Annotated in this window: 19 protein-coding genes; 13 read left to right on the top strand and 6 right to left on the bottom strand. The window is 56.3% G+C overall.

Going from position 1 to position 19270, the window contains the following annotated elements:
- The first annotated feature begins 46 nt into the window (after window positions 1-46).
- From mnmA to HUO07_RS05265, 7 genes are all read left to right on the top strand, one after another.
- A complete protein-coding gene (mnmA, locus tag HUO07_RS05295) occupies window positions 47-1177 on the top strand; it encodes a tRNA 2-thiouridine(34) synthase MnmA (RefSeq protein WP_176302694.1) in 1131 nt (376 codons plus the stop codon).
- Window positions 1174-1815: a high frequency lysogenization protein HflD gene (gene hflD, locus HUO07_RS05290; RefSeq protein ID WP_008958438.1), complete on the top strand. Its 642-nt coding sequence runs from the start codon at window positions 1174-1176 to the stop codon at window positions 1813-1815. Before mnmA ends, hflD begins: the two co-directional genes overlap by 4 nt.
- Before the next feature lie 81 nt (window positions 1816-1896).
- The gene (gene purB / locus HUO07_RS05285) at window positions 1897-3282 is read left to right on the top strand and encodes an adenylosuccinate lyase (protein ID WP_176302693.1); all 1386 of its coding nucleotides are present in this window, start codon (window positions 1897-1899) and stop codon (window positions 3280-3282) included.
- A 49-nt stretch (window positions 3283-3331) separates the two neighbouring features.
- Entirely contained in the window at window positions 3332-4522 is a 1191-nt protein-coding gene (locus HUO07_RS05280) for a cupin domain-containing protein (RefSeq protein ID WP_176302692.1), read from the top strand.
- Window positions 4522-4947 carry a GNAT family N-acetyltransferase gene (locus HUO07_RS05275; protein WP_176302691.1) on the top strand — a complete coding sequence of 142 codons (426 nt, stop codon included), beginning with the start codon at window positions 4522-4524 and terminating at the stop codon, window positions 4945-4947. Before HUO07_RS05280 ends, HUO07_RS05275 begins: the two co-directional genes overlap by 1 nt.
- 421 nt (window positions 4948-5368) lie before the next feature.
- Window positions 5369-6967, top strand: a complete 1599-nt coding sequence (locus HUO07_RS05270) for an isocitrate lyase (protein WP_176302690.1) — start codon at window positions 5369-5371, stop codon at window positions 6965-6967.
- A gap of 304 nt (window positions 6968-7271) precedes the next feature.
- Entirely contained in the window at window positions 7272-7742 is a 471-nt protein-coding gene (locus HUO07_RS05265; RefSeq protein WP_176302689.1) for an outer membrane lipoprotein, read from the top strand.
- 102 nt (window positions 7743-7844) lie between these two features.
- Here HUO07_RS05265 and HUO07_RS05260 read toward each other — a convergent pair whose 3' ends face one another.
- A complete protein-coding gene (locus HUO07_RS05260) occupies window positions 7845-8126 on the bottom strand; it encodes a hypothetical protein (RefSeq protein WP_176302688.1) in 282 nt (93 codons plus the stop codon).
- A 175-nt stretch (window positions 8127-8301) separates the two neighbouring features.
- Here HUO07_RS05260 and HUO07_RS05255 point away from each other — a divergent pair, with 175 nt between their 5' ends.
- Window positions 8302-8784: an FKBP-type peptidyl-prolyl cis-trans isomerase gene (locus HUO07_RS05255; protein ID WP_071695751.1), complete on the top strand. Its 483-nt coding sequence runs from the start codon at window positions 8302-8304 to the stop codon at window positions 8782-8784.
- 69 nt (window positions 8785-8853) lie between these two features.
- On the opposite strand, the gene nikR is transcribed toward HUO07_RS05255, so the two are convergent.
- A complete protein-coding gene (gene nikR, locus HUO07_RS05250) occupies window positions 8854-9255 on the bottom strand; it encodes a nickel-responsive transcriptional regulator NikR (protein WP_176302687.1) in 402 nt (133 codons plus the stop codon).
- A 101-nt stretch (window positions 9256-9356) separates the two neighbouring features.
- On the opposite strand from nikR, the gene HUO07_RS05245 reads away from it, so the two are divergent.
- Genes HUO07_RS05245 through HUO07_RS05225 form a run of 5 tightly spaced genes read left to right on the top strand, consistent with a single transcriptional unit; the run spans window position 9357 to window position 14224 of the window.
- On the top strand, window positions 9357-10946 hold the full coding sequence (locus tag HUO07_RS05245) for an ABC transporter substrate-binding protein (protein WP_176302686.1): 1590 nt from the start codon (window positions 9357-9359) through the stop codon (window positions 10944-10946).
- Window positions 10937-11917, top strand: coding sequence for an ABC transporter permease (locus HUO07_RS05240; protein ID WP_176302685.1), 981 nt, complete (start codon window positions 10937-10939; stop codon window positions 11915-11917). The genes HUO07_RS05245 and HUO07_RS05240 overlap by 10 nt, the downstream gene beginning before the upstream one ends.
- The gene (locus HUO07_RS05235) at window positions 11914-12750 is read left to right on the top strand and encodes an ABC transporter permease (RefSeq protein WP_176302684.1); all 837 of its coding nucleotides are present in this window, start codon (window positions 11914-11916) and stop codon (window positions 12748-12750) included. Before HUO07_RS05240 ends, HUO07_RS05235 begins: the two co-directional genes overlap by 4 nt.
- Before the next feature lie 33 nt (window positions 12751-12783).
- Window positions 12784-13617 carry an ATP-binding cassette domain-containing protein gene (locus tag HUO07_RS05230; protein WP_176302683.1) on the top strand — a complete coding sequence of 278 codons (834 nt, stop codon included), beginning with the start codon at window positions 12784-12786 and terminating at the stop codon, window positions 13615-13617.
- Window positions 13610-14224 carry an ABC transporter ATP-binding protein gene (locus tag HUO07_RS05225; RefSeq protein WP_176302682.1) on the top strand — a complete coding sequence of 205 codons (615 nt, stop codon included), beginning with the start codon at window positions 13610-13612 and terminating at the stop codon, window positions 14222-14224. The genes HUO07_RS05230 and HUO07_RS05225 overlap by 8 nt, the downstream gene beginning before the upstream one ends.
- Before the next feature lie 175 nt (window positions 14225-14399).
- Here HUO07_RS05225 and HUO07_RS05220 read toward each other — a convergent pair whose 3' ends face one another.
- The 4 genes from HUO07_RS05220 to HUO07_RS05205 all read right to left on the bottom strand — a co-directional run bounded on the left by HUO07_RS05220 (window position 14400) and on the right by HUO07_RS05205 (window position 19234).
- Entirely contained in the window at window positions 14400-15590 is a 1191-nt protein-coding gene (locus HUO07_RS05220) for an MFS transporter (RefSeq protein ID WP_176302681.1), read from the bottom strand.
- Between the two features lie 34 nt (window positions 15591-15624).
- The gene (locus HUO07_RS05215) at window positions 15625-16149 is read right to left on the bottom strand and encodes a C40 family peptidase (protein ID WP_176302680.1); all 525 of its coding nucleotides are present in this window, start codon (window positions 16147-16149) and stop codon (window positions 15625-15627) included.
- A 200-nt stretch (window positions 16150-16349) separates the two neighbouring features.
- The gene (locus tag HUO07_RS05210) at window positions 16350-18815 is read right to left on the bottom strand and encodes a DUF1266 domain-containing protein (RefSeq protein ID WP_176302679.1); all 2466 of its coding nucleotides are present in this window, start codon (window positions 18813-18815) and stop codon (window positions 16350-16352) included.
- Between the two features lie 176 nt (window positions 18816-18991).
- The gene (locus HUO07_RS05205; protein ID WP_101146084.1) at window positions 18992-19234 is read right to left on the bottom strand and encodes a GlsB/YeaQ/YmgE family stress response membrane protein; all 243 of its coding nucleotides are present in this window, start codon (window positions 19232-19234) and stop codon (window positions 18992-18994) included.
- Window positions 19235-19270 lie beyond the last annotated feature (36 nt).

Raw genomic sequence — 19270 nt, 5'->3', positions numbered from 1 at the left:
TGTATAATCTTTCCCCAATTGCACACTACATCTACTGAGGATGCTTATGCCATCCACTACTGCGCCAAACGCTAACGGCAAAGTGATTGTCGGTATGTCCGGCGGCGTTGACTCGTCCGTTTCTGCCCTTCTCCTCATGCAGCAAGGCTATGAGGTGGAAGGCCTGTTTATGAAAAACTGGGATGAAGACGACGGCACCGAATATTGCACGGCCAAAGAGGATCTCGCCGACGCCGAGGCTGTCTGCGAAAAGCTGGGTATTAAGCTGCATACCGCTAATTTTGCCGCCGAGTACTGGGATAACGTATTTGAGCACTTTTTAGCCGAATACAAAGCGGGCCGCACGCCCAACCCGGATATTCTGTGTAACCGGGAAATCAAGTTTAAGGTGTTTCTTGAGTACGCCGAAATGCTCGGGGCCGACAAAATCGCTACCGGCCACTATGTTCGCCAAGGCGTTCGTGAAGGCAGACCGCGCCTATTGAAAGGGCTCGACGGTAATAAAGACCAAAGCTATTTCCTGCATGCGGTGCCGGAAGCCGCCATTGCCCGCACCCTGTTCCCCGTGGGCGAACTGGAAAAGCCCGCCGTGCGTGCGCTGGCAGAACAGCACGGACTGATTACCGCCAAGAAAAAAGATTCTACCGGTATCTGCTTTATCGGCGAGCGGCGCTTTCGCGACTTCCTTCAGCAGTATCTACCCGCCCAGCCTGGCACCATTGAGACACCGGATGGCGATGTCATCGGCAAACATATGGGGCTAATGTACTACACCCTTGGCCAGCGCCAGGGGCTAGGCATTGGCGGGCTTGCCAACTACTCAGAAGAACCATGGTACGTGGCAGCGAAAGACTTGGATCGCAATGTACTGATCGCGGTGCAGGGTAAGCACGATCAACTGCTTTACTCCGATACATTGACCACCGAGGCGATGGACTGGGTGGCAGGCGAGCCGCCGGTTCAGCAGGGCCGCTTTACCGCCAAAACGCGTTACCGGCAAAGTGACTGCGGCTGTGAAATATGCGTACTGCCCGACGGCGGCGTAGAGGTCACCTTCGATGACCCGCAGTGGGCCGTCACGCCTGGTCAGTCGCTGGTGCTTTACGATGGCGACATTTGCTTGGGCGGCGGCGTTATTCGCGCTACCTGGAAGAAAGCCGCGGAGGCTGCTGCATGAACCCCACTACGCCGATTCATCGCGCGCCTGATTCCCCGGCAGCTCGCCAAGCGCTGGCGCTGGCGGGTGTGTTTCAAGCCGCCAGTCTGGTGGACGAGCTCGCCCGCACCGGTCAGGTAGACCCGCGCGCCTGGGAAACGTTGATTGAAGCCACCGTGGATACCAATCCGGCAAGCTTCGAAGCCATCTATGGCGGTCATCCCAACAACCTTCGCCGCGGCCTGGATACGCTGGAAGCTCTGGTGGGTCGCAAACAGGCGAACCCGGTGGTACTGCGTTACGGTTTTTCATTGCTCATGCTGATGAATAAACTGCGCACCAATACCGGCATGATGGATTCCCTGGGCCAAAAGCTCACCCGCATCCAGGGTCAGGCCGAGCACTTCGGTCCCACCCATGAAAACGTGGTCGCCAGCTTAGGGGAAGCGTACCAAGAAACGATCTCCACCTTTAAAACCCGCATTGTGGTGCAAGGCGACCCATCCCTGCTGCAAAGCCGCATGATGCCTGAACGCGTTCGCGCCTGCTTAATGGCTGGCATTCGCTTTGGCTTATTGTGGCACCAGCAAGGCGGGCGTCGCTGGAAGCTAGTATTCCAGCGCAAAGCGCTACGCCGGGCGCTGGACAGCCTCAACTAGTCCGCCGATCTATTTGACCGACTTGTTATCGATTAATCTGCTCTCGACTAATTTTCTTTCGAACTTCCTGGAAAAGATGCCATGCAACTCTCTGCTTTGACCGCCCTCTCCCCCGTTGACGGCCGCTACGCCTCTAAAGCCGCCGCCCTGCGCGAACACTTCAGCGAATTCGGCCTGATCCGCGCCCGTGTGATTGTGGAAGTTCGCTGGTTGCAGCGCTTGGCCGAGCACACGAACATCGTCGAAGTGCCGCCCCTCTCCGCTGAAGCGACGGCGTTTCTTGAGCAGTTGATTCGTGAGTTTTCGATTGCCGATGCCGAGCGGATCAAAGAGATCGAGCGCACTACCAATCACGACGTCAAAGCGGTTGAGTACTTCCTAAAAGAGAAGATCGCCGGTCAGGCCGAGCTCCACGCAGTCACCGAGTTCATTCACTTTGCCTGCACCAGCGAAGATATCAACAACCTCTCCTACGGTGTGATGCTCAGCGACGGCTTAAAAGCCATGCTGCCCACCATGCACGAAGTGGTTGACGAGATTGCCAAGCTGGCGGTTGCCCATGCCGCGCAGCCCATGCTGTCACGTACTCACGGTCAAACCGCCACCCCGACCACGTTAGGCAAAGAGATGGCCAACGTCGCCTACCGCCTTAAGCGCCAGCTTAAGCAGATTGAAGCGGTGGAAGTGCTTGGCAAAATCAATGGCGCCGTGGGTAACTATAACGCCCACCTGACCACCTACCCTGAGATCGACTGGGAAGCCAACGCGCGCACTTTTGTGGAAGGTTTGGGCCTAACGTTCAACCCTTACACGACTCAGATCGAACCTCATGACTATATCGCCGAACTGTTTGATGCCATTTGCCGCTTCAATACGATTTTAATCGACTTCGATCGCGACGTATGGGGTTACATCTCACTGGGCTACTTTAAGCAGCGCACGGTCGAGGGCGAAATTGGCTCATCCACCATGCCGCATAAAGTTAACCCAATCGACTTTGAGAACTCCGAGGGCAACCTGGGCCTGGCCAACGCAGTACTTAGCCACCTGGCGCAAAAGCTGCCGATCTCCCGCTGGCAACGCGACCTCACCGACTCCACCGTACTACGCAATCTAGGTGTCGGTTTGGCATATGGCTTAATTGCTTATCACGCCAGCTTGAAAGGTATCAGCAAGCTCGAAGCCAACCCCGAGCGTTTAGACGCTGATCTGGATAACAGCTGGGAAGTGCTCGCCGAGCCGATTCAAACGGTGATGCGCCGCTACGGCATTGAGAAGCCCTACGAAAAACTCAAGCAGCTGACCCGGGGCAAACGTATTGACCAAGCAGGCTTTGCAGCGTTTATTGATACGCTTGAACTACCCAGCGACGTCAAAAACGAATTGAAGGCGCTCTCACCGGCCAATTATATTGGTAATGCCCAGGCACAAGCCGAAGCACTGACACATCAGCTAAACTCGCTGTAACCCATTTGTTGTGACCAACGTTACTGCGACCACTACACCAGGACACGCCATGAACCATCACGATAAGCCGCTAACACTGCTGGGCGATCTTACCGCCGCAGACTTTCTGGCCAATTATTGGCAGCAAAAGCCGCTGCTGATTCGTGGCGCAATGCCCGATTTCATTAGCCCGATTGAAGCTGATGAGCTGGCGGGACTCGCCTGCGAGCCTGGCGTAGAGGCACGCCTGGTAGAAGAAGAAGGCCCCGACGGGCCTTGGCAGGTCTCCCATGGCCCCTTTGATGAAGCCACCTTTGAACGGCTGCCAGAGAACAACTGGAGCCTTCTCGTGCAGGCCGTTGACCATTACGTGCCTGCGGTCGCCGCGCTAATGGACGAGTTTGACTTCCTGCCACGCTGGCGGCTCGATGACGTGATGATCAGCTATGCGCCTCCTGGCGGCAATGTGGGCGCGCATATCGATCAATACGATGTCTTTTTACTCCAAGCCAGCGGCCACCGCCGCTGGCAGCTGGGCGGCAAGCTTACGGAAGATGCGCCGATCATCCAAGGCATTGATCTTCGCATTTTGAAAGAATTCACCGTAGAACCAGATTCAGATTGGGTGCTTGACCCCGGCGACATGCTCTATCTACCCCCTGGCTGGGCACATCACGGTGTGAGCCAAAGCGATGATTGCATGACGATCTCGATTGGCTTCCGCGCGCCCTCCGCCGATGAGGCAATTACCTCCTATGCGGATTATTTGGGCGAGCAGCTTCCTGCCTCACAGCGTTATAGTGATGCGGGCATGGCGCCTGCCGAGCAGGTCGGTGAGCTGGACGACGCCGCCGTTGAACGTATGCGCCAGTTGATCATGTCAACGCTCGACAACCCCACTCAGATTGCCCAGTGGTTTGGCCGGGTAATGACCCAGCCCAAGTATGTGGATCAAGTAGTGCCACTTGAAACGCCGCTAACCGAAGCAGCGCTTGTTGCTCAACTACAAGAGGGTGAGCCGCTTTACCATATGCCTGGCTCACGCTTTGCCTGGCGCCGCGATGCCAGCGGTACCACGCTATTTGTGGATGGTGACGGCCATGCCTGTTCAACTGAATTAGCCAAACGCCTAGCCGATACCACCCCACTCTACGCCGAAGACCTTGAGATTGACGGTGCCGCAGCGCTTATTACCCAGCTGGTTAACACCGGCAGCTTGGGCTTTATGGGCGATGAAGGTGAGGACGACGAGGCGTATTAATGGCGATTACTCAGATTAGTAGTGGCAACTGGGAGACACTTGGCCCGGCAGCTAGCGAGATCCGCCGCAAGGTGTTTATCGACGAGCAGAACGTGCCACAGGAAGAAGAGTGGGATGGACTGGATCCGGCGTGCCAGCACTTTCTCGCTATGCTTGACGGCCAGCCAGTGGGCACCGCACGCCTGCTACCCGATGCGCACATTGGCCGTGTCGCGGTACTCGCTAATGCCCGCGGCACCGGTATTGGCGTACTGCTGATGCAGGCTGCGATTGAGGCGGCACGTCATGCGGGCCACCCCCAGGTGGCCCTCAGCGCTCAGGTGCATGCGCTGGCGTTTTATGAGCGGCTGGGCTTCGTCGCTCATGGCGATGAATTTCTGGATGCGGGCATTCCCCATCGAGAAATGACACTTTCGCTCGATTAATAAGCCCTCTTGATTGATCTCTAGCACTGCCTCGGCAGTGCTTTTTTGTGCGCTCTTGCCGCCATCTTGACGAAAAACGACTACACAAACCCTCCCTTCCTCTACCCCGTTGTCGTCGGGCTACAACCCCCTGTGCCCCGAAGTGTCAATTGTTGAGTGAGCCATCCTCGTGGATAGTTATTGCATTGCAGCGTTAAGCCGATTTGATCAAGCCATCAAGCCCGCGCTCAACGCTGTAGCTGAAGTCTCTAGCGCTGCTGCTTCTAGCTTTCAAGACGTTTGCATGAGAGACGATTGGCTGAGAGACGATTGACCTAGAGACACAATCACGAAATTCAATAATGCTAAATACAACTTCGCAGGTGCAGCATAAGCAAAAGCTGATTTGCGAAACACTATCCAGCCCGAAGAGGATAAGCTCATGACAGGACTGCTCGACGATATCAAAGCAATGGCCCAGTTACGCGAAGCGCAAGGCGGCAAATGGGACGCCATCAAACCGGAATACGCCGCCCGTATGCGTGCACAAAACCGCTTCCACACAGGCCTGGACATCGCTCGATACACCGCCAAAATCATGCGCGAGGATATGGCTGCCTATGACGCTGATACCTCAAAGTACACCCAGTCGTTGGGTTGCTGGCACGGCTTTATTGGTCAGCAGAAGCTGATCTCGATCAAAAAGCACTTTGGCACCACCAAGCGTAGCTACCTCTACCTTTCCGGCTGGATGGTTGCCGCGCTGCGCTCTGAGTTTGGCCCGCTTCCCGACCAGTCAATGCACGAAAAGACCTCTGTCGCGAATCTCATCGAAGAGCTCTACACCTTCCTGAAACAAGCCGATGCGTGGGAGCTTAACCACCTGTTCCGCGCCCTAGATGAAGCCAAAGAGGCTGGCGACAGCGGCAAAGAACAGGAACTAATCAGCAAAATCGATAACTACGAAACCCATGTCGTTCCGATCATTGCGGATATCGACGCGGGCTTTGGTAATGCAGAAGCCACCTACCTGCTCGCCAAGAAGTTTATTCAAGCGGGCGCCTGCTGCATTCAGCTGGAAAACCAGGTTTCCGATGAGAAGCAGTGCGGTCACCAGGACGGTAAAGTCACCGTGCCCCACGAAGACTTCCTGGCTAAAATTAACGCCGTGCGTTACGCCTTCCTCGAACTCGGTATTGAAGATGGCGTGATCGTCGCGCGTACCGACTCACTCGGCGCAGGCTTGACGCAAAAAATTGCCGTCACCAATGAGCCAGGCGATCTCGGCGATCAGTACAACAGCTTCCTCGACGGAGATGTGATCGAAAACGCCGCCGACATCAATAACGGCGACGTTGTCATCAAGCAAAACGGTAAGCTGGTTAAGCCCAAGCGCCTCGCCTCTGGCCTTTACCAGTTCAAGGCAGGCACTGGCGAAGACCGCGTCATTCTGGACTGCATCACCAGCCTGCAAAACGGCGCCGACCTGCTTTGGATCGAAACCGAAAAGCCCCACGTGGGCCAGATCGCCAGCATGGTAAACCGGATTCGCGATGTCGTGCCGGATGCCAAACTGGTCTACAACAACTCGCCGTCGTTCAACTGGACGCTCAACTTCCGTCAGCAAGTGTTCGATGCGTGGCAGGAAGAAGGTAAGGATGTTTCTGCCTACCAGCGTGACAAGTTAATGAGCGCCGAGTACGACGACACCGAACTGGGTCAGCTGGCCGATGAGTGGACACGTAATTTCCAGCGTGACTCGTCTCGCGAAGCAGGCATCTTCCACCACTTAATTACGCTGCCGACTTACCATACGGCCGCCCTCTCCACCGACAACCTGGCGAAAGGCTACTTTGGCGATGAAGGTATGCTGGCTTACGTGAAAGGCGTCCAGCGCCAGGAAATTCGTCAGGGCATCGCCACGGTTCGCCACCAGGATATGGCAGGCTCCAATATCGGTGATGATCATAAAGAGTTCTTCCACGGTGATGCCGCGCTCAAGGCCGGTGGCAAAGACAACACCATGAATCAATTTGGGTAATAATCACCACGTTACTTTTTGATCCCTGCACAGGAGGCCTAACGGCCTCCTGTTTTGGTTCATTCTAGGTATTTGCACACTGTTTTCTTAATACGCTGTTACACTTTCCGCTATGATCGCCGTTATGATGTTTCGTGACTACTGTGCTGTCAGCTTTGACCTTTTCCATCGATTGCTGGTCAAAACGGTTTACATCAGCTACCTTTAACGAACACCGTTTTATAACTACGATTGCTCTTCACTTTGCCGTTTAACGATGGCGGTGTAGGCGACAGTTAATTCAATAGACACTCTGGAGGTTTTAATGAAACGTCTTCTTCTACCGGCTGTAGCTTTAAGTATTCTCACGTTGGCTGGATGTGCCAACACCTCGGGATACTCGGGTGATGTTTATCGCGGCAACCAAGCAAAAACCGGCCAAAGCGTTACCTACGGCACTATCGTGGCGGTTCGCCCGGTACAGATTCAAGCCGACAGCCGCGCTGGAGGCCTTTTAGGCAGCGGTGGTGGCGCCATTATCGGCGGCCTTCTGGGTAACCAAGTGGGCGGTGGTTCAGGCCGTCAATTGGCAACCGTGGCAGGCGCACTCGGCGGTGCCGTCGCGGGTACGGCAGCTGAAGACGCGACTAACCGCGTTGACGCCCTTGAAATGGAAATTCGTCGTGACGACGGTACCGATATTGTTGTCGTTCAGCGTGCAGACCGCCAGTTCCAAGCTGGTCAGCGTGTACGCTTAATCGGTAGCGGCGCTAGCATAAGTGTTGCACCTTACTAATTGATTGCTGTCGATCAATAGTATTTTGTTATCAAAAAAGCCCGGCCATCTTATTAGATGGCCGGGCTTTTTTATGGCAACTGACTTTTTATGGCGGCTAACTTAATGATGGGTCTTGTTACTTGCCCAATTAGCCAGTGCCATGATGGCCCAACCAATAAGGGCTAGCAGAATGACCACCAACAGCATTTCTACGGGCTGGATCAGGGTGGTGGCTCCCAGTACTGCCAGCGAAATCACCCATAAGTAGCGATTGTTGCCATGACTCTTCAGCACACTGGGCAACATCTTATCCAACCCTTGGCTAACGCCCTTGTTCCAGCGGTCATTGACAAAATAAGCAATCAGGCAAAAGGCGACAAGCCAAATAATCAAGATCGTCATTGCATGCTCCAAAATGATAGGGCAAAGAAAAAAGTGATGGCCGTAGGGTATCCCTGGTCACCCTAGCGCGCAATACCGTCGAAAGTGGTGGGTAGGAAAAAGCGCCCTTACCCCCTGACAAGTCAGCCTACACGCGTTACCATGTTGGAACATGCACTCACCGAAAGGTTATTCCATGCAAATTGCGCAAAACTCGGTTGTCGCGTTTCACTACACCCTGACTAACGATGCAGGTGAAGTGCTAGACAGTTCTGAAGGCCGTGAGCCGCTTACCTACCTCCATGGCGCCGGTAACATTATTCCGGGCCTTGAGAAAGAGCTGGAAGGCCGTGCTGCTGGCGAAAAGCTGAACGTTAGCGTTTCACCTGAAGAAGGTTATGGCGAGCTGCAAGAGCAGCTAATGCAGGAAGTACCGCGCGATGCGTTCCAGGGCGTTGAAAGCATTGAGCCGGGCATGCAGTTCCAAGCCCAGACTCAAGGTGGCCCGTTGATGGTTACTGTTAAGAAAGTTGAAGGCGATACGGTCGTTGTTGATGGCAACCACCCGCTGGCAGGCCAGCAGCTCAACTTTGACGTTGAGATCGCGGAAGTACGTGAAGCCAGTGCTGAAGAAGTCGAGCATGGCCACGTGCACGGCGAAGGCGGCGTTGAGCACTAAGACGCTCCCGCTACCGATAGAAAAAGGTGACCTGCGGGTCACCTTTTTTGTGGCTAACGAAAAATTTGCTTATTCATCGGGTATCAGCACTAGCTGGCCGTGGCGCACGCTTCGCGACGAGGTAACTTCAGCGGCGAACTGCTTAAGCGCACGCCCCTGACCTTTGAGCAGCGTTACTTCCAGGCAACTGTCATGATTGATATGCACGTGCAGGGTCGAAAGCGTGAGTTCATGATGGTCATGGGAATGACGGGTCAAGCGCTTAGATAGCTCGCGAGCGGCATGGTCGTAAACATACACCAGTGCGCCCATGCAGGGCGAATCCGGTGCAGCCTCTTCTCTCACTTGTTTTAAGCCACTGCGGGTTAAATCACGAATCGCTTCTGAGCGGTTTTGGTAGCCGCGCTCGTGCATCAACGCATCTACTTCTGCCACCAGTTCCTCATCAAGCGTTACCGTTACACGCTGCATTCACGCCTCCTCTTATAAGACCTGCTTTCCATGTGCTGCCGCCACCGTTAGTATGATGTTATTGTAAAAACATCATACTAAATAGCGTAAAGGATAAAGCGATGGCTCCACCAACTCGGCCTATCTTACTGGGTATTGTGCTAAGTTGTTTAGCTGCCATCAGCACCGCCGAGGCAAAAGAGCAGTTAATTCTGGCCATTGGTGGCGAACCCGAACAGGGCTTCGATCCACTTTTAGGCTGGGGGCAGTACGGTACTCCGCTGTTTCAGTCGACGCTACTCTCGCGGGGCAGAGACCTTTCACCCCAGCCAGAATTAGCCACCGAGTGGTCGCTCTCTGAAGACCGCCTCACCTGGACACTGACGCTACGTGAAGATGCCCGCTTTGCCGACGGCACAGCGCTGACCGCCGAAGACGTAGCCTACACTTTCAATACCGCGGCAGAGGCAGGCGGGCGGGCAGACTTAAGCGCGCTCGAAGAGGCCAATGCCGTTGATGATCAGACCGTCGCCCTTCACCTTCATGCCCCGCGAATTACCTTTATAGACCAACTGATGACGCTGGGCATTGTGCCCCACGCCGAGCGGGATAACGGCTATAGCGAGCAATACGGCCGACATCCCTTAGGCTCTGGCCCCTATCAACTGATGGAGTGGCAGGAAGGCGAACAGCTGATAGTTGAACGAAATCCCTATTTTTACGGCCCTGCCCCCGCCTTCGATCGCCTGATATTTCTGTTTACCAATGAAGACGCCACGCTCAGTGCGGCCCATGCAGGCCAAGTCGATATCGCATCCATTCCACCGGCGTTGGCGGCCAATGTGCCTGGGCATATGCAACGGGTCACCATGGAGAGCGTCGATAATCGCGGCATTCTTTTCCCCATGCAGCCTGTAAATGGCGAACACGCCGCTTCCGGCGCACCGATTGGCAACGACGTGACCGCGGATCTTGCGATTCGTCAGGCGATTAACCTCGCCGTGGACAGAAAGACATTGGTAGAGGTGGCGTTGCATGGCTACGGCCGCCCCGCTTACGGCCCTGCCGATGGGCTCCCTTGGAGCAGTGAAGAAGAGCGAGTTGAAGCACCTAATATTGCCCGCGCTGAGAAGCTTCTCGACGCAGCAGGCTGGAACCTGCGCGACGACGGCCTGCGCTATAAAGATGGCCTACCCGCTCGCTTTCGGCTTACCTACCCCTCAAGCGATACCACCCGTCAACTGCTTGCGGAAGTGAGTGCCGAGATGGTTCGACCATTGGGCATCGAGATGCAGCCAACAGGCCGCCACTGGGATGAAATCCAGCGTGAAGCGCTTCATCAGGACGCCATCCTATTCGGTTTTGGCAGTCGCAGCCCCCAGGAGGTCTACTACCTTTTCCACAGTCAGCATGCCGGTAACGGTTTTTATAACAGCGGCCTCTACGCCAACGCTGAAGTGGATACATACTTAGATGCCGCCCAGGCTGCGAAGAGTATTGAAGAAGCTAACCAGTACTGGCGCGCTGCCCAATGGGATGGCACCACTGGCTATGGCGTACGCGGCGATAGCAGCTGGGCGTGGCTGGTTAACCTTGAACACGCTTACTTCGCCAACACCTGTTTAGACGTTGGCGAGCTTGGCATTGCGCCCCACGGCCACGGCTGGCCCATCACCGCTAATCTGCTTGAATGGCGCTGGGCATGCAATTAATCCCGCGTATCGCAAGGCGCCTGAGTCGCCTGACGCTGGTGCTGCTATGCGTCGCCCTGGTGTCATTTGGGCTGATGATGGCCTCGCCCGTCGACCCCGTGGATGCCTACCTTGGACCACAGATGGCCCAAGTCAGCCCGGAACAGCGTGCACTGATTGCCGAACGCTGGGGATTCGATGCGCCACCCGCCGTTCAGTTTGGGCACTGGTTGCGCCAGCTGGTAAGCGGTGATCTAGGCTGGAGCCATGTTTATAACCAGCCGGTCAGCGAGGTTATCGGTCAGCGATTTCAGCGCTCAATCATGCTGCTGGGCAGCGCCTGGCTACTCGCAGCGCTGCTGGGGTTTAGTCTCGGCGTTGCGGCAGGCGCTAAAGAGGGCTCCACGCTGGATAACCTCATTAGTACCTATGCCTATATTACCGCCTCTACGCCTGCTTTTTGGCTGGCGATAGTCGCCGTGCTGCTATTTTCGGTCACCTTGGGTTGGGCACCCACCTGCTGCGCGGGCCCCACTGGGGTCTTGAATCAAGATGTCACCCTCGCCTCCCGATTGCATCATCTGCTGCTGCCCGTCATCACTCTGGCACTGCTGGGCATCGCCAATATCACCCTGCATACCCGTGCCCGCATGCTGGAACTAATGCGCTCTGAGGTGGCGACCCACGCCTTCGCCCAGGGCGCTAGCCGGTTTGATATCGCTTGGCGGCACGGCCTCCGTCACGCCAGCTTACCGGCGATTACGCTTGCGTTTGCCTCGCTGGGGGAGCTCTTTGGCGGCTCGATTCTCATCGAGCAAGTCTTTGCTTACCCCGGTTTAGGGCAAGCCACGGTAGCAGCGGGCTTGCGTAGCGACATTCCCCTACTGCTGGGCATTGCGCTCTTTACCGCGCTGTTTGTTAGCGTCGGTAATATGATCGCCGATAGCCTGTATAGCGCTATCGATCCGCGCATGACGTCAGGTGGCCTATGAACTCAGGCCAACCACCCAGCTATCCACCACCCAATATCTATTCACAGCCACGTCTTCGTGCCGCACTCAGCCTGTTCGTTACCACCCTGCTGGTGATGGGGTTAATCGCTAGCCAATGGCTGCTAGGCGATGCGCCGCAGCAGATGCAGTTTGATGCCCGGCTAACGCCGCCCAGCGTTGATCACTGGCTCGGCACTGACGCGTTAGGCCGGGAGCTCTGGGCGCGCACGCTGGCGGGGCTGGCACTTAGCTTTTGGGTGGGCTGCCTGGCCGCTCTACTGAGTACACTGATTGCGCTGAGCTTGGCTGCCCTAGCCACGCTGTCGTCCCGGCTGGATACACTGGTGAGTTTGCTGATTGATACGCTACTTAGCGTACCGCATCTCATTTTATTGATATTGATCGCCTTTGCGCTGGGCGGCGGCACCCAGGCGGTGATTATTGCCGTGGCGGTGACCCACTGGCCAAGCCTTGCCCGAGTGCTGCGCGCGGAGCTTTGGCAATTGCGCCAGGCCCCCTATGTGCGAATCTCCCGGGCGCTAGGTAAATCACGCTGGTTTGTACTCCACGGACACCTGTTACCCCATCTGCTCCCCCACTGTTTGGTCGGCGCCCTGCTGCTGTTCCCTCACGCCATTCTCCACGAAGCGGCATTGACCTTTTTGGGCTTTGGCTTGAGCCCCAGCCAGCCCGCTATTGGCGTACTGTTGGCCGATGCCATGCGCTATTTAAGCGGCGGCTACTGGTGGCTGGGGGTATTTCCCGGCCTGGGGCTGCTGTTGATGGTACTGGGATTCGAGCGCCTTTCCAATCATCTACGCCGGGCCCTTTAGCGCTTTTAAGGAGATTTCTGATGGAGACTTACCGTGTTAACGATTAATCGGCTGTCGCTACAGCTACCGTTATATGTCTCCTGGTGGAAGCGGGAATGGGCCACCTGCCTGAATGAATTTTCGCTAACGTTTTGCTCTGGCGAGGTACATGGCGTGGTGGGCGCCTCCGGCGCCGGAAAAAGTCTGTTGGCCTATGCGATTATGGGCTTACTACCCACAGCTGCGCGTTTGAATGGACAGCTTGCCTACCAAGGAAAACCGCTCGACGAAGCTCGCCAACGCCAGCTTCGCGGCCGGGAGCTGGCGCTTATTCCTCAGTCGCTTAACGCACTAGACCCACTGGCGCGCACCAAGCGCCAAGTGGCCTGGGCGGCCCAGCGCGCCGGACAATCGTCACGTCATGCCCTGCAATCCGCCCAACGAGCCCTAGACCACTACCAGCTAGATGCTCGCGCCCAGCAGGCCTACGCCCACGAGCTTTCCGGCGGCATGGCCCGTCGCGTGTTGACGGCCATGGCCCATGTCAGCCAGGCCCGACTGGTGATTGCCGATGAGCCCACCGTGGGCCTTGACCCTCTTCAGCGCCAGCGTGTTTTGGATGCGCTGCGCGGATTGGCCGACCAAGGAAAAACGGTGATATTAATTACCCACGACCTGCGCCACGCCCTGCCGATTGCTGATCGCGTTACCATTATGCGCGACGGCCAGCAGGTCGAAACAGCCTCCGCCCGCGCCTTTCACGGCAGCGGCGCTTCGCTTGCCAGTGCTTATGCCCGGGCATTGTGGTTAGCACTGCCCGACAATGGCTTTTTGAGCCACGCGGTTAGCCAAGCTCAACCGACGGAACAGGAGATCACCGTTGCTTGAAGCGCGCCAGCTCAGCTTTCATTTCTCACCCGATGCGCCTTTGTTTGATTCCATCTCACTCACGCTGAACGCGGGCCAGTGGGTAGGATTGAGCGGTGACTCGGGGGCAGGCAAATCGACGTTAGGCAAACTACTGGCAGGCTACTTAGCTCCGTTTGAAGGAGAGGTAAGCTTAGATGGTAAGGCTCTGCCGAAAAGCGGTATACAGCCCGTTCAACGGCTGCCGCAATCGCCGGAGCTGGCGGTTAACCCCCGCTGGCGAGTCGGCAAGATTTTACGCGAAGCGTGGACGCCTACTGAAACGCAGTGCCAAGCGTTTGGCGTGCAGCCAAGCTGGCTATCTCGCTTTCCACAATCGTTATCAGGGGGAGAGCTACAGCGCGTATGTGTATTGCGCGCCCTTGTACCAAAGGTACGCTTTCTAATCGCCGATGAAATCTCAACGATGCTCGATCCCATCACTCAACTTGAACTTTGGCAGGCGCTAAAACAGGAAGCGGAACAACGCCAGCTTGGCGTGCTGGTGATTAGTCACGACAACGCACTACTGGAACGTCTTTGCCCACAGCGCTTGCATTTAAGCGGTAGTCAATTGACGCCATGGTAGTTGATGCGAGGGTAGGTTGAAGCGAGGGTCTTTCGACATGGCCGGAAAATGTTCCTGACCATTCCGGCATTTCCGCCATCCATGGCGGTCAGATGTCGAAAGTAGCGCCCAGGGATGGGTTCACAGCGCCCTCGCGGAAACCTGCACTCGTCATCAATGCGTGCAACTGTGGAAGTTAGCTAACCATTTGGCGGCGTTCAAAACGCCAGAGGCCGAAGGCAATCATTAGCGTAATGCTCAGCAGTAGCCACGAACCAATACTCACCCCCGCCCAACCGGCCCAGCGCCAAAACGGCTCCAGCCAGAAGCCACCCAAACTGGCGCCCACATAGTAAAACACCAAATAGAGCGCCGAGGCGCTTCCCCGGGCGCCCTGGGCATAACGCCCCACCCAACTGGAAGCCAACGAGTGAGCCAGGAAAAAGCCAAAGGCATTGACGGTTAAGCCGACAACAATCAGCACTAGCGACTCAGGTAAGGTGATTGCCGTGCCCAGCATTAAAATCACCACCCCCATCATCATGCATGCCGCTGGCGAAAGACGTCCTGCCAATCGACCGGAAATCATCGACCCAAAAGTGCCGCCTAGATAGGTTAAGAAAATCAGCCCCAAACCGCTGGCCGCCAGTTGATAGGGGGCCGCCGCTAACCGGAAGGTGATGTAACTGTATTGGTTGATAAATATCAGGAAATTAATGCCACCCAAGCAGTACGCGGCAAGCAGCACCGGGTTGCGCAGATGACTGACTAAATCGCTTGCCGCTTTACGCAGCTCAAAGCGCTGGGGAGTAAAGGAGCGACTATTGGGCAACAACCGCCAAAATACGACGCAGCCGATTAGCGTCATGATGCCTACCGCTAAAAATGCCGCGGTGGGGCCACCTATTTCGGCAGCGCCCCCACCGACAACACGCCCACTGATTCCGCCGAGCGAGTTAGCGCCAATATAGAGCCCTACCGCACTTAATAGCGCTGGCTTCTCAAACTCATCCCCCATCCAGGCGATCGCCACGGCAGGCAAGCCGCCCAGCACAAAGCCCTGCACCAGGCGTAGCAGTAGCAAGCTTTCAAAGGTGGGCGCGAAGGCCAAAGCAAGGGAGCAGCCGCCTGCCAGCAGCAGGGTAATGCGCATAATTCCTTCGCGGCCAATGGCATCCGAAAGCGGGCCGAATACCAGCAGTGCAATGGCTAAGGAGAGGGTCGAGACCGACATGAGCAGGCTAACGCCCAGGGTGGAGACATCATAAGTGTCCTTTAACCCAGGCAACAGCGGCTGCGGTGCATAGAGATTAATAAAAACAAGAAATGAGCCGAGGCAAAGCGCCAAGGTGGCGCGCCACCAGGCGCGCGTTTTGGCTTCAATCATGCCGTTCCTAACTAAAAAGTGAGAGGCCTGACGGCTAGAAAACACTTCCGCTTAGCTGGGCCAAATGAGTTGGCTGCAGGGCACGACGCGCCTGCCAGTAGTAACGTCGCCAGTAACTATTATCCAAGCTGGAAATAATCACCCCTTTCGAGGTCGAGGCATGCAGAAAATAGCCATTACCGACATAAATGCCGACATGGTTATATCGACCTGGGGGGCTGAAGAACACCAGATCGCCCGCCTGCAGCTCTTGGCGGTCGATCGGGCGTCCCTCGTGTATTTGCCCCCTAGTGGAGCGCGGTAACTCTAAATTAAAGGTGTCACGGTAAACATTGCGAACCAGCGCCGAACAGTCAATCCCTCTTTCTGTCGTGCCGCCAATCCGGTAAGGCGTTCCTGCCCAGCGCTGGTGCTGGGCCAGCAGCGCCTCACGAATCACTGTTGGCGGCGGGACTTGCATACTGCGCAATTGCGCATCGATGGGATCAACCGGTGACATTTGCGGGTTAGCGCCCATTCCCGGTAGCGTCATCGAAAAGTAATTCTCTGGGGCCTGCATGTTGCTCTGTCGTGTCGAGCCTGCGCAACCAGCCACCAATGTAACTATAAAACAAACACTTACAACACGTACAGCGGTCACAGCGGGGCGTGGCAACGCAACCATGCGATTAACCTCGACACATAGAATAAAGGGATGGTATGACAAAAATCATTTTTCCTCGCACGACTATAAGCTAGTTATCCTATGCTTGGCGAGCCTCAATGTAAGGTGCGCTGATCACCAGGCAATGTATCTATATGCAACGGCGCAAAATGGCGCGGTTTATTGCCGGGAAAATCCAGGCTCACCCACGGCCCAGCTAGCACCGGCGCACCGCATACCCAGGCCACCAACGCCTGACGAAAACCGGCTAAAAAGCTCTCTCGCTCTGGGGTTTCTCCCATAAAAAATGAGAAGCCAGCGTACATGCCCATGGCATACTCTTGCCACCCGGCGTAGTGATCCGCCGCAAGCTGATAAGCGCGATCCAATACGGTGGCAAACGCAGCGCTATCTAGCCAACCAAGCTGCCGTGCGGCAATCGCCAGATCGACCAGTTGGGCAATATCCCAGGCCGCCATATCGACGTCATTACAGCCATCTTCGTTGTCGCGTACCCGACGTAAACGAAGCAGGTGGTGGCGCTCATCTTCAGCACAGTCACCAGATTCAAGAATGGCGATTTCAGCGCTTAAACGCTCTGTATTGAGGGTGTAAGGAGCGTAGTTAATTTGATACTCCTGGCGATCCCCCGCCTCGAGCATGTAGGTCAAAAATTCCTGCATATCCCCAGCACTGCTCAAGTGGTAATGGCTCTCTACCCACTCGCGGATTTCAGCGCACTCACGGGCGCTTTCGGGCTGTGGTTCACTCCATACGGCACTGTTTAAAGGCCCGACCAGCGACATGGCCGTGAAGTGGCTTAAAGTGGGCCGACTGCCCGGCTCACGCCAGGCGTCGTGGCGCCAATCCAACCAGTGGAACAGGCTGCCTGGGTCTTCAATATGCCAAATAATTTCGTTAATTAACGATGCATGCTCGGGCTCAGGCAGGCAGCTCTCCCACGCAAACCAGGCGTCTAACAAGCGCTTGGCATTGGGGTAAAATCGACACAGGCAGCTGCGCAGCGCACTGGCATACTCCATCAATGGCCCGCGATCCAATAAGCCGCTATCAAGGGACATATGCAGATAGAAGGCGAACTTCTCAGCCATATGGATAGTCGCCGCGTGGCGGCTCACACCCTTAACGGCATTACGCTGCTTAAGCTCTTCCGGAGTCGGCTGGCCGAACCAGCTTTGTGAGGGTGGCAAAACGCCATGCACCGCGTCGGCTGCCAGTTGATTAAGATGATGCGCCTGAGCGGGTAACCAGTAGCGCGCCAATGCATGGGCACCTTCGTCGGCGTGCAGGCCCAATGACTCCTGCAAATAAAGCGCCGCATCGGCTCGCTGCTCTTCCGGTAGTGCGGCTGACGGGTTTATTTGGCGCAGCATCACATCCGGTTCACGCACGCTGGCCAGCGCCAGCAGCCAGTGATGGGGCGTATTACGCCATTGGCGAATGCGCGCTTGAGAGGCCTTCCGCGTGGGCTCATCCAACAGTTCCCCCGGCGGACGTTTCCAGGGGCTATAAGCGCTGTGCAGCAGTAGCTGATGCCGCTCGCTGGGTGTTTTCCCTCGGCGGTCAATACCATCAAACAGACTCTGTCCCCGACCGTAAGCGTTAAGAACCGCGTGCCAGTCATGGTAGCGGCGGCTGATCAAATCGGCGGCATGTCCCGCCAAGTCATCGGCTTCCTCTTGGCTGAGCCAACCACAGCAGGCGCCTGCCCAGGCAAGCTCGACAAGCCGTAGCCAATCCCAGGCAGCCCACTCCAGCGGCTCACCCTGGCTAACAAATTTATTCAGCACCGGCGCATAGGGCGACTCTTCCACCACGCTGCGCTGCCACTCCATACGCTGGGCGGTGTCCATGCTCAATAGCTCACGGGCTTCGATATCCCAGCGCTGGCGCTCGCCCTGAGCACCTAGCCAAAGCATGGCCCCTAGCAGGGCATCACGGTCATGAACATCCCACACGTGGGCTAGCCATTCGGCGGCTTCAGGCCAGTCGGTGTGGCTGGCCGGATACACAATAATCGGGCGAAATAGTGCACATAGCCGCCAGCTCTGTGCCTGGGGCTGTTGGGGCCATAGCGACGCTGGCGGAGGGAGTTTAGCCAAGGCATTTTCGAGCGCCTCCCAGGAAATGCCCTCACCTTCGGTTTCGAGATTGGCCAGCGCCTGGCAGGCATCAATAAACCGATCGTCGGCCCCTGACTCCCAACCACGGGCGCCAAGAGCTCGGCGTAAATCGGCAAGCCATGCGCGCAAATCGCTGTAATCACTGGTAATACGACGGGTTAAATGGTGCGCCCAGGCGCGTGACTGTTCCGCCTCTAACCAGCCTGCTGCCCCGGCTAGCGCGGCCCACTCTAGAGCCGCCAATAGACGATCAGCTTGGCCAGCGGGGGCCCCCAGCCCATGAAATAGCTGTTCGGCCAGCTCTCCCCGGTCGGTGATTCCCAATTGCAGCAGGCGCTGTTCCGCCGCGCCTGCATCGACCGCCAGCGGATGAGGAGTAAACGCCCAATCACACAGCACAAGCTGTTGAGCCCACCAAGCATTTAACGCGTCGATCAAGAGGCACCTCGAAAAAGCATAGTATCACCACCAACTAACACAGGGTCACCACCAGCAAAGCGCCGGAATAAAGCCGCCTAGTGTAACGGAAAGTGGCCCGAACACCGATAGCATCTGTATAAACGACACCGCCCGGCACAAGGCCGGGCGGTCGTCAAACGGGCACAGCTAAACAGCTACGCTTTTTTGACCTTACTAATCACCCACAAGAGCACCACGGCCCCTACCGTTGCAGTGACCAGCGAACCGATAAAACCACCGGAAGAGAGGCCTAAAAGGCTGAACAAGAAACCACCCACAAGCGCACCAACGATGCCCACACCAATATTACCCAGGATGCCGAAACCGCCACCGCGCATGATGTTGCCAGCAATCCAACCAGCCAGGCCACCAATGATTAACCATGCAATAAAGCCCATATAGTCTCCTTACTATTTCATTTACGGGATTTCATT

This window comes from Vreelandella maris (genome assembly GCF_013371085.1).
GTDB classification, from domain to species: Bacteria; Pseudomonadota; Gammaproteobacteria; order Pseudomonadales; family Halomonadaceae; genus Vreelandella; species Vreelandella maris.
The sequence above is the reverse complement of the archived record's forward strand: the minus strand, read 5'-3'. Positions and strand labels throughout refer to the sequence as shown.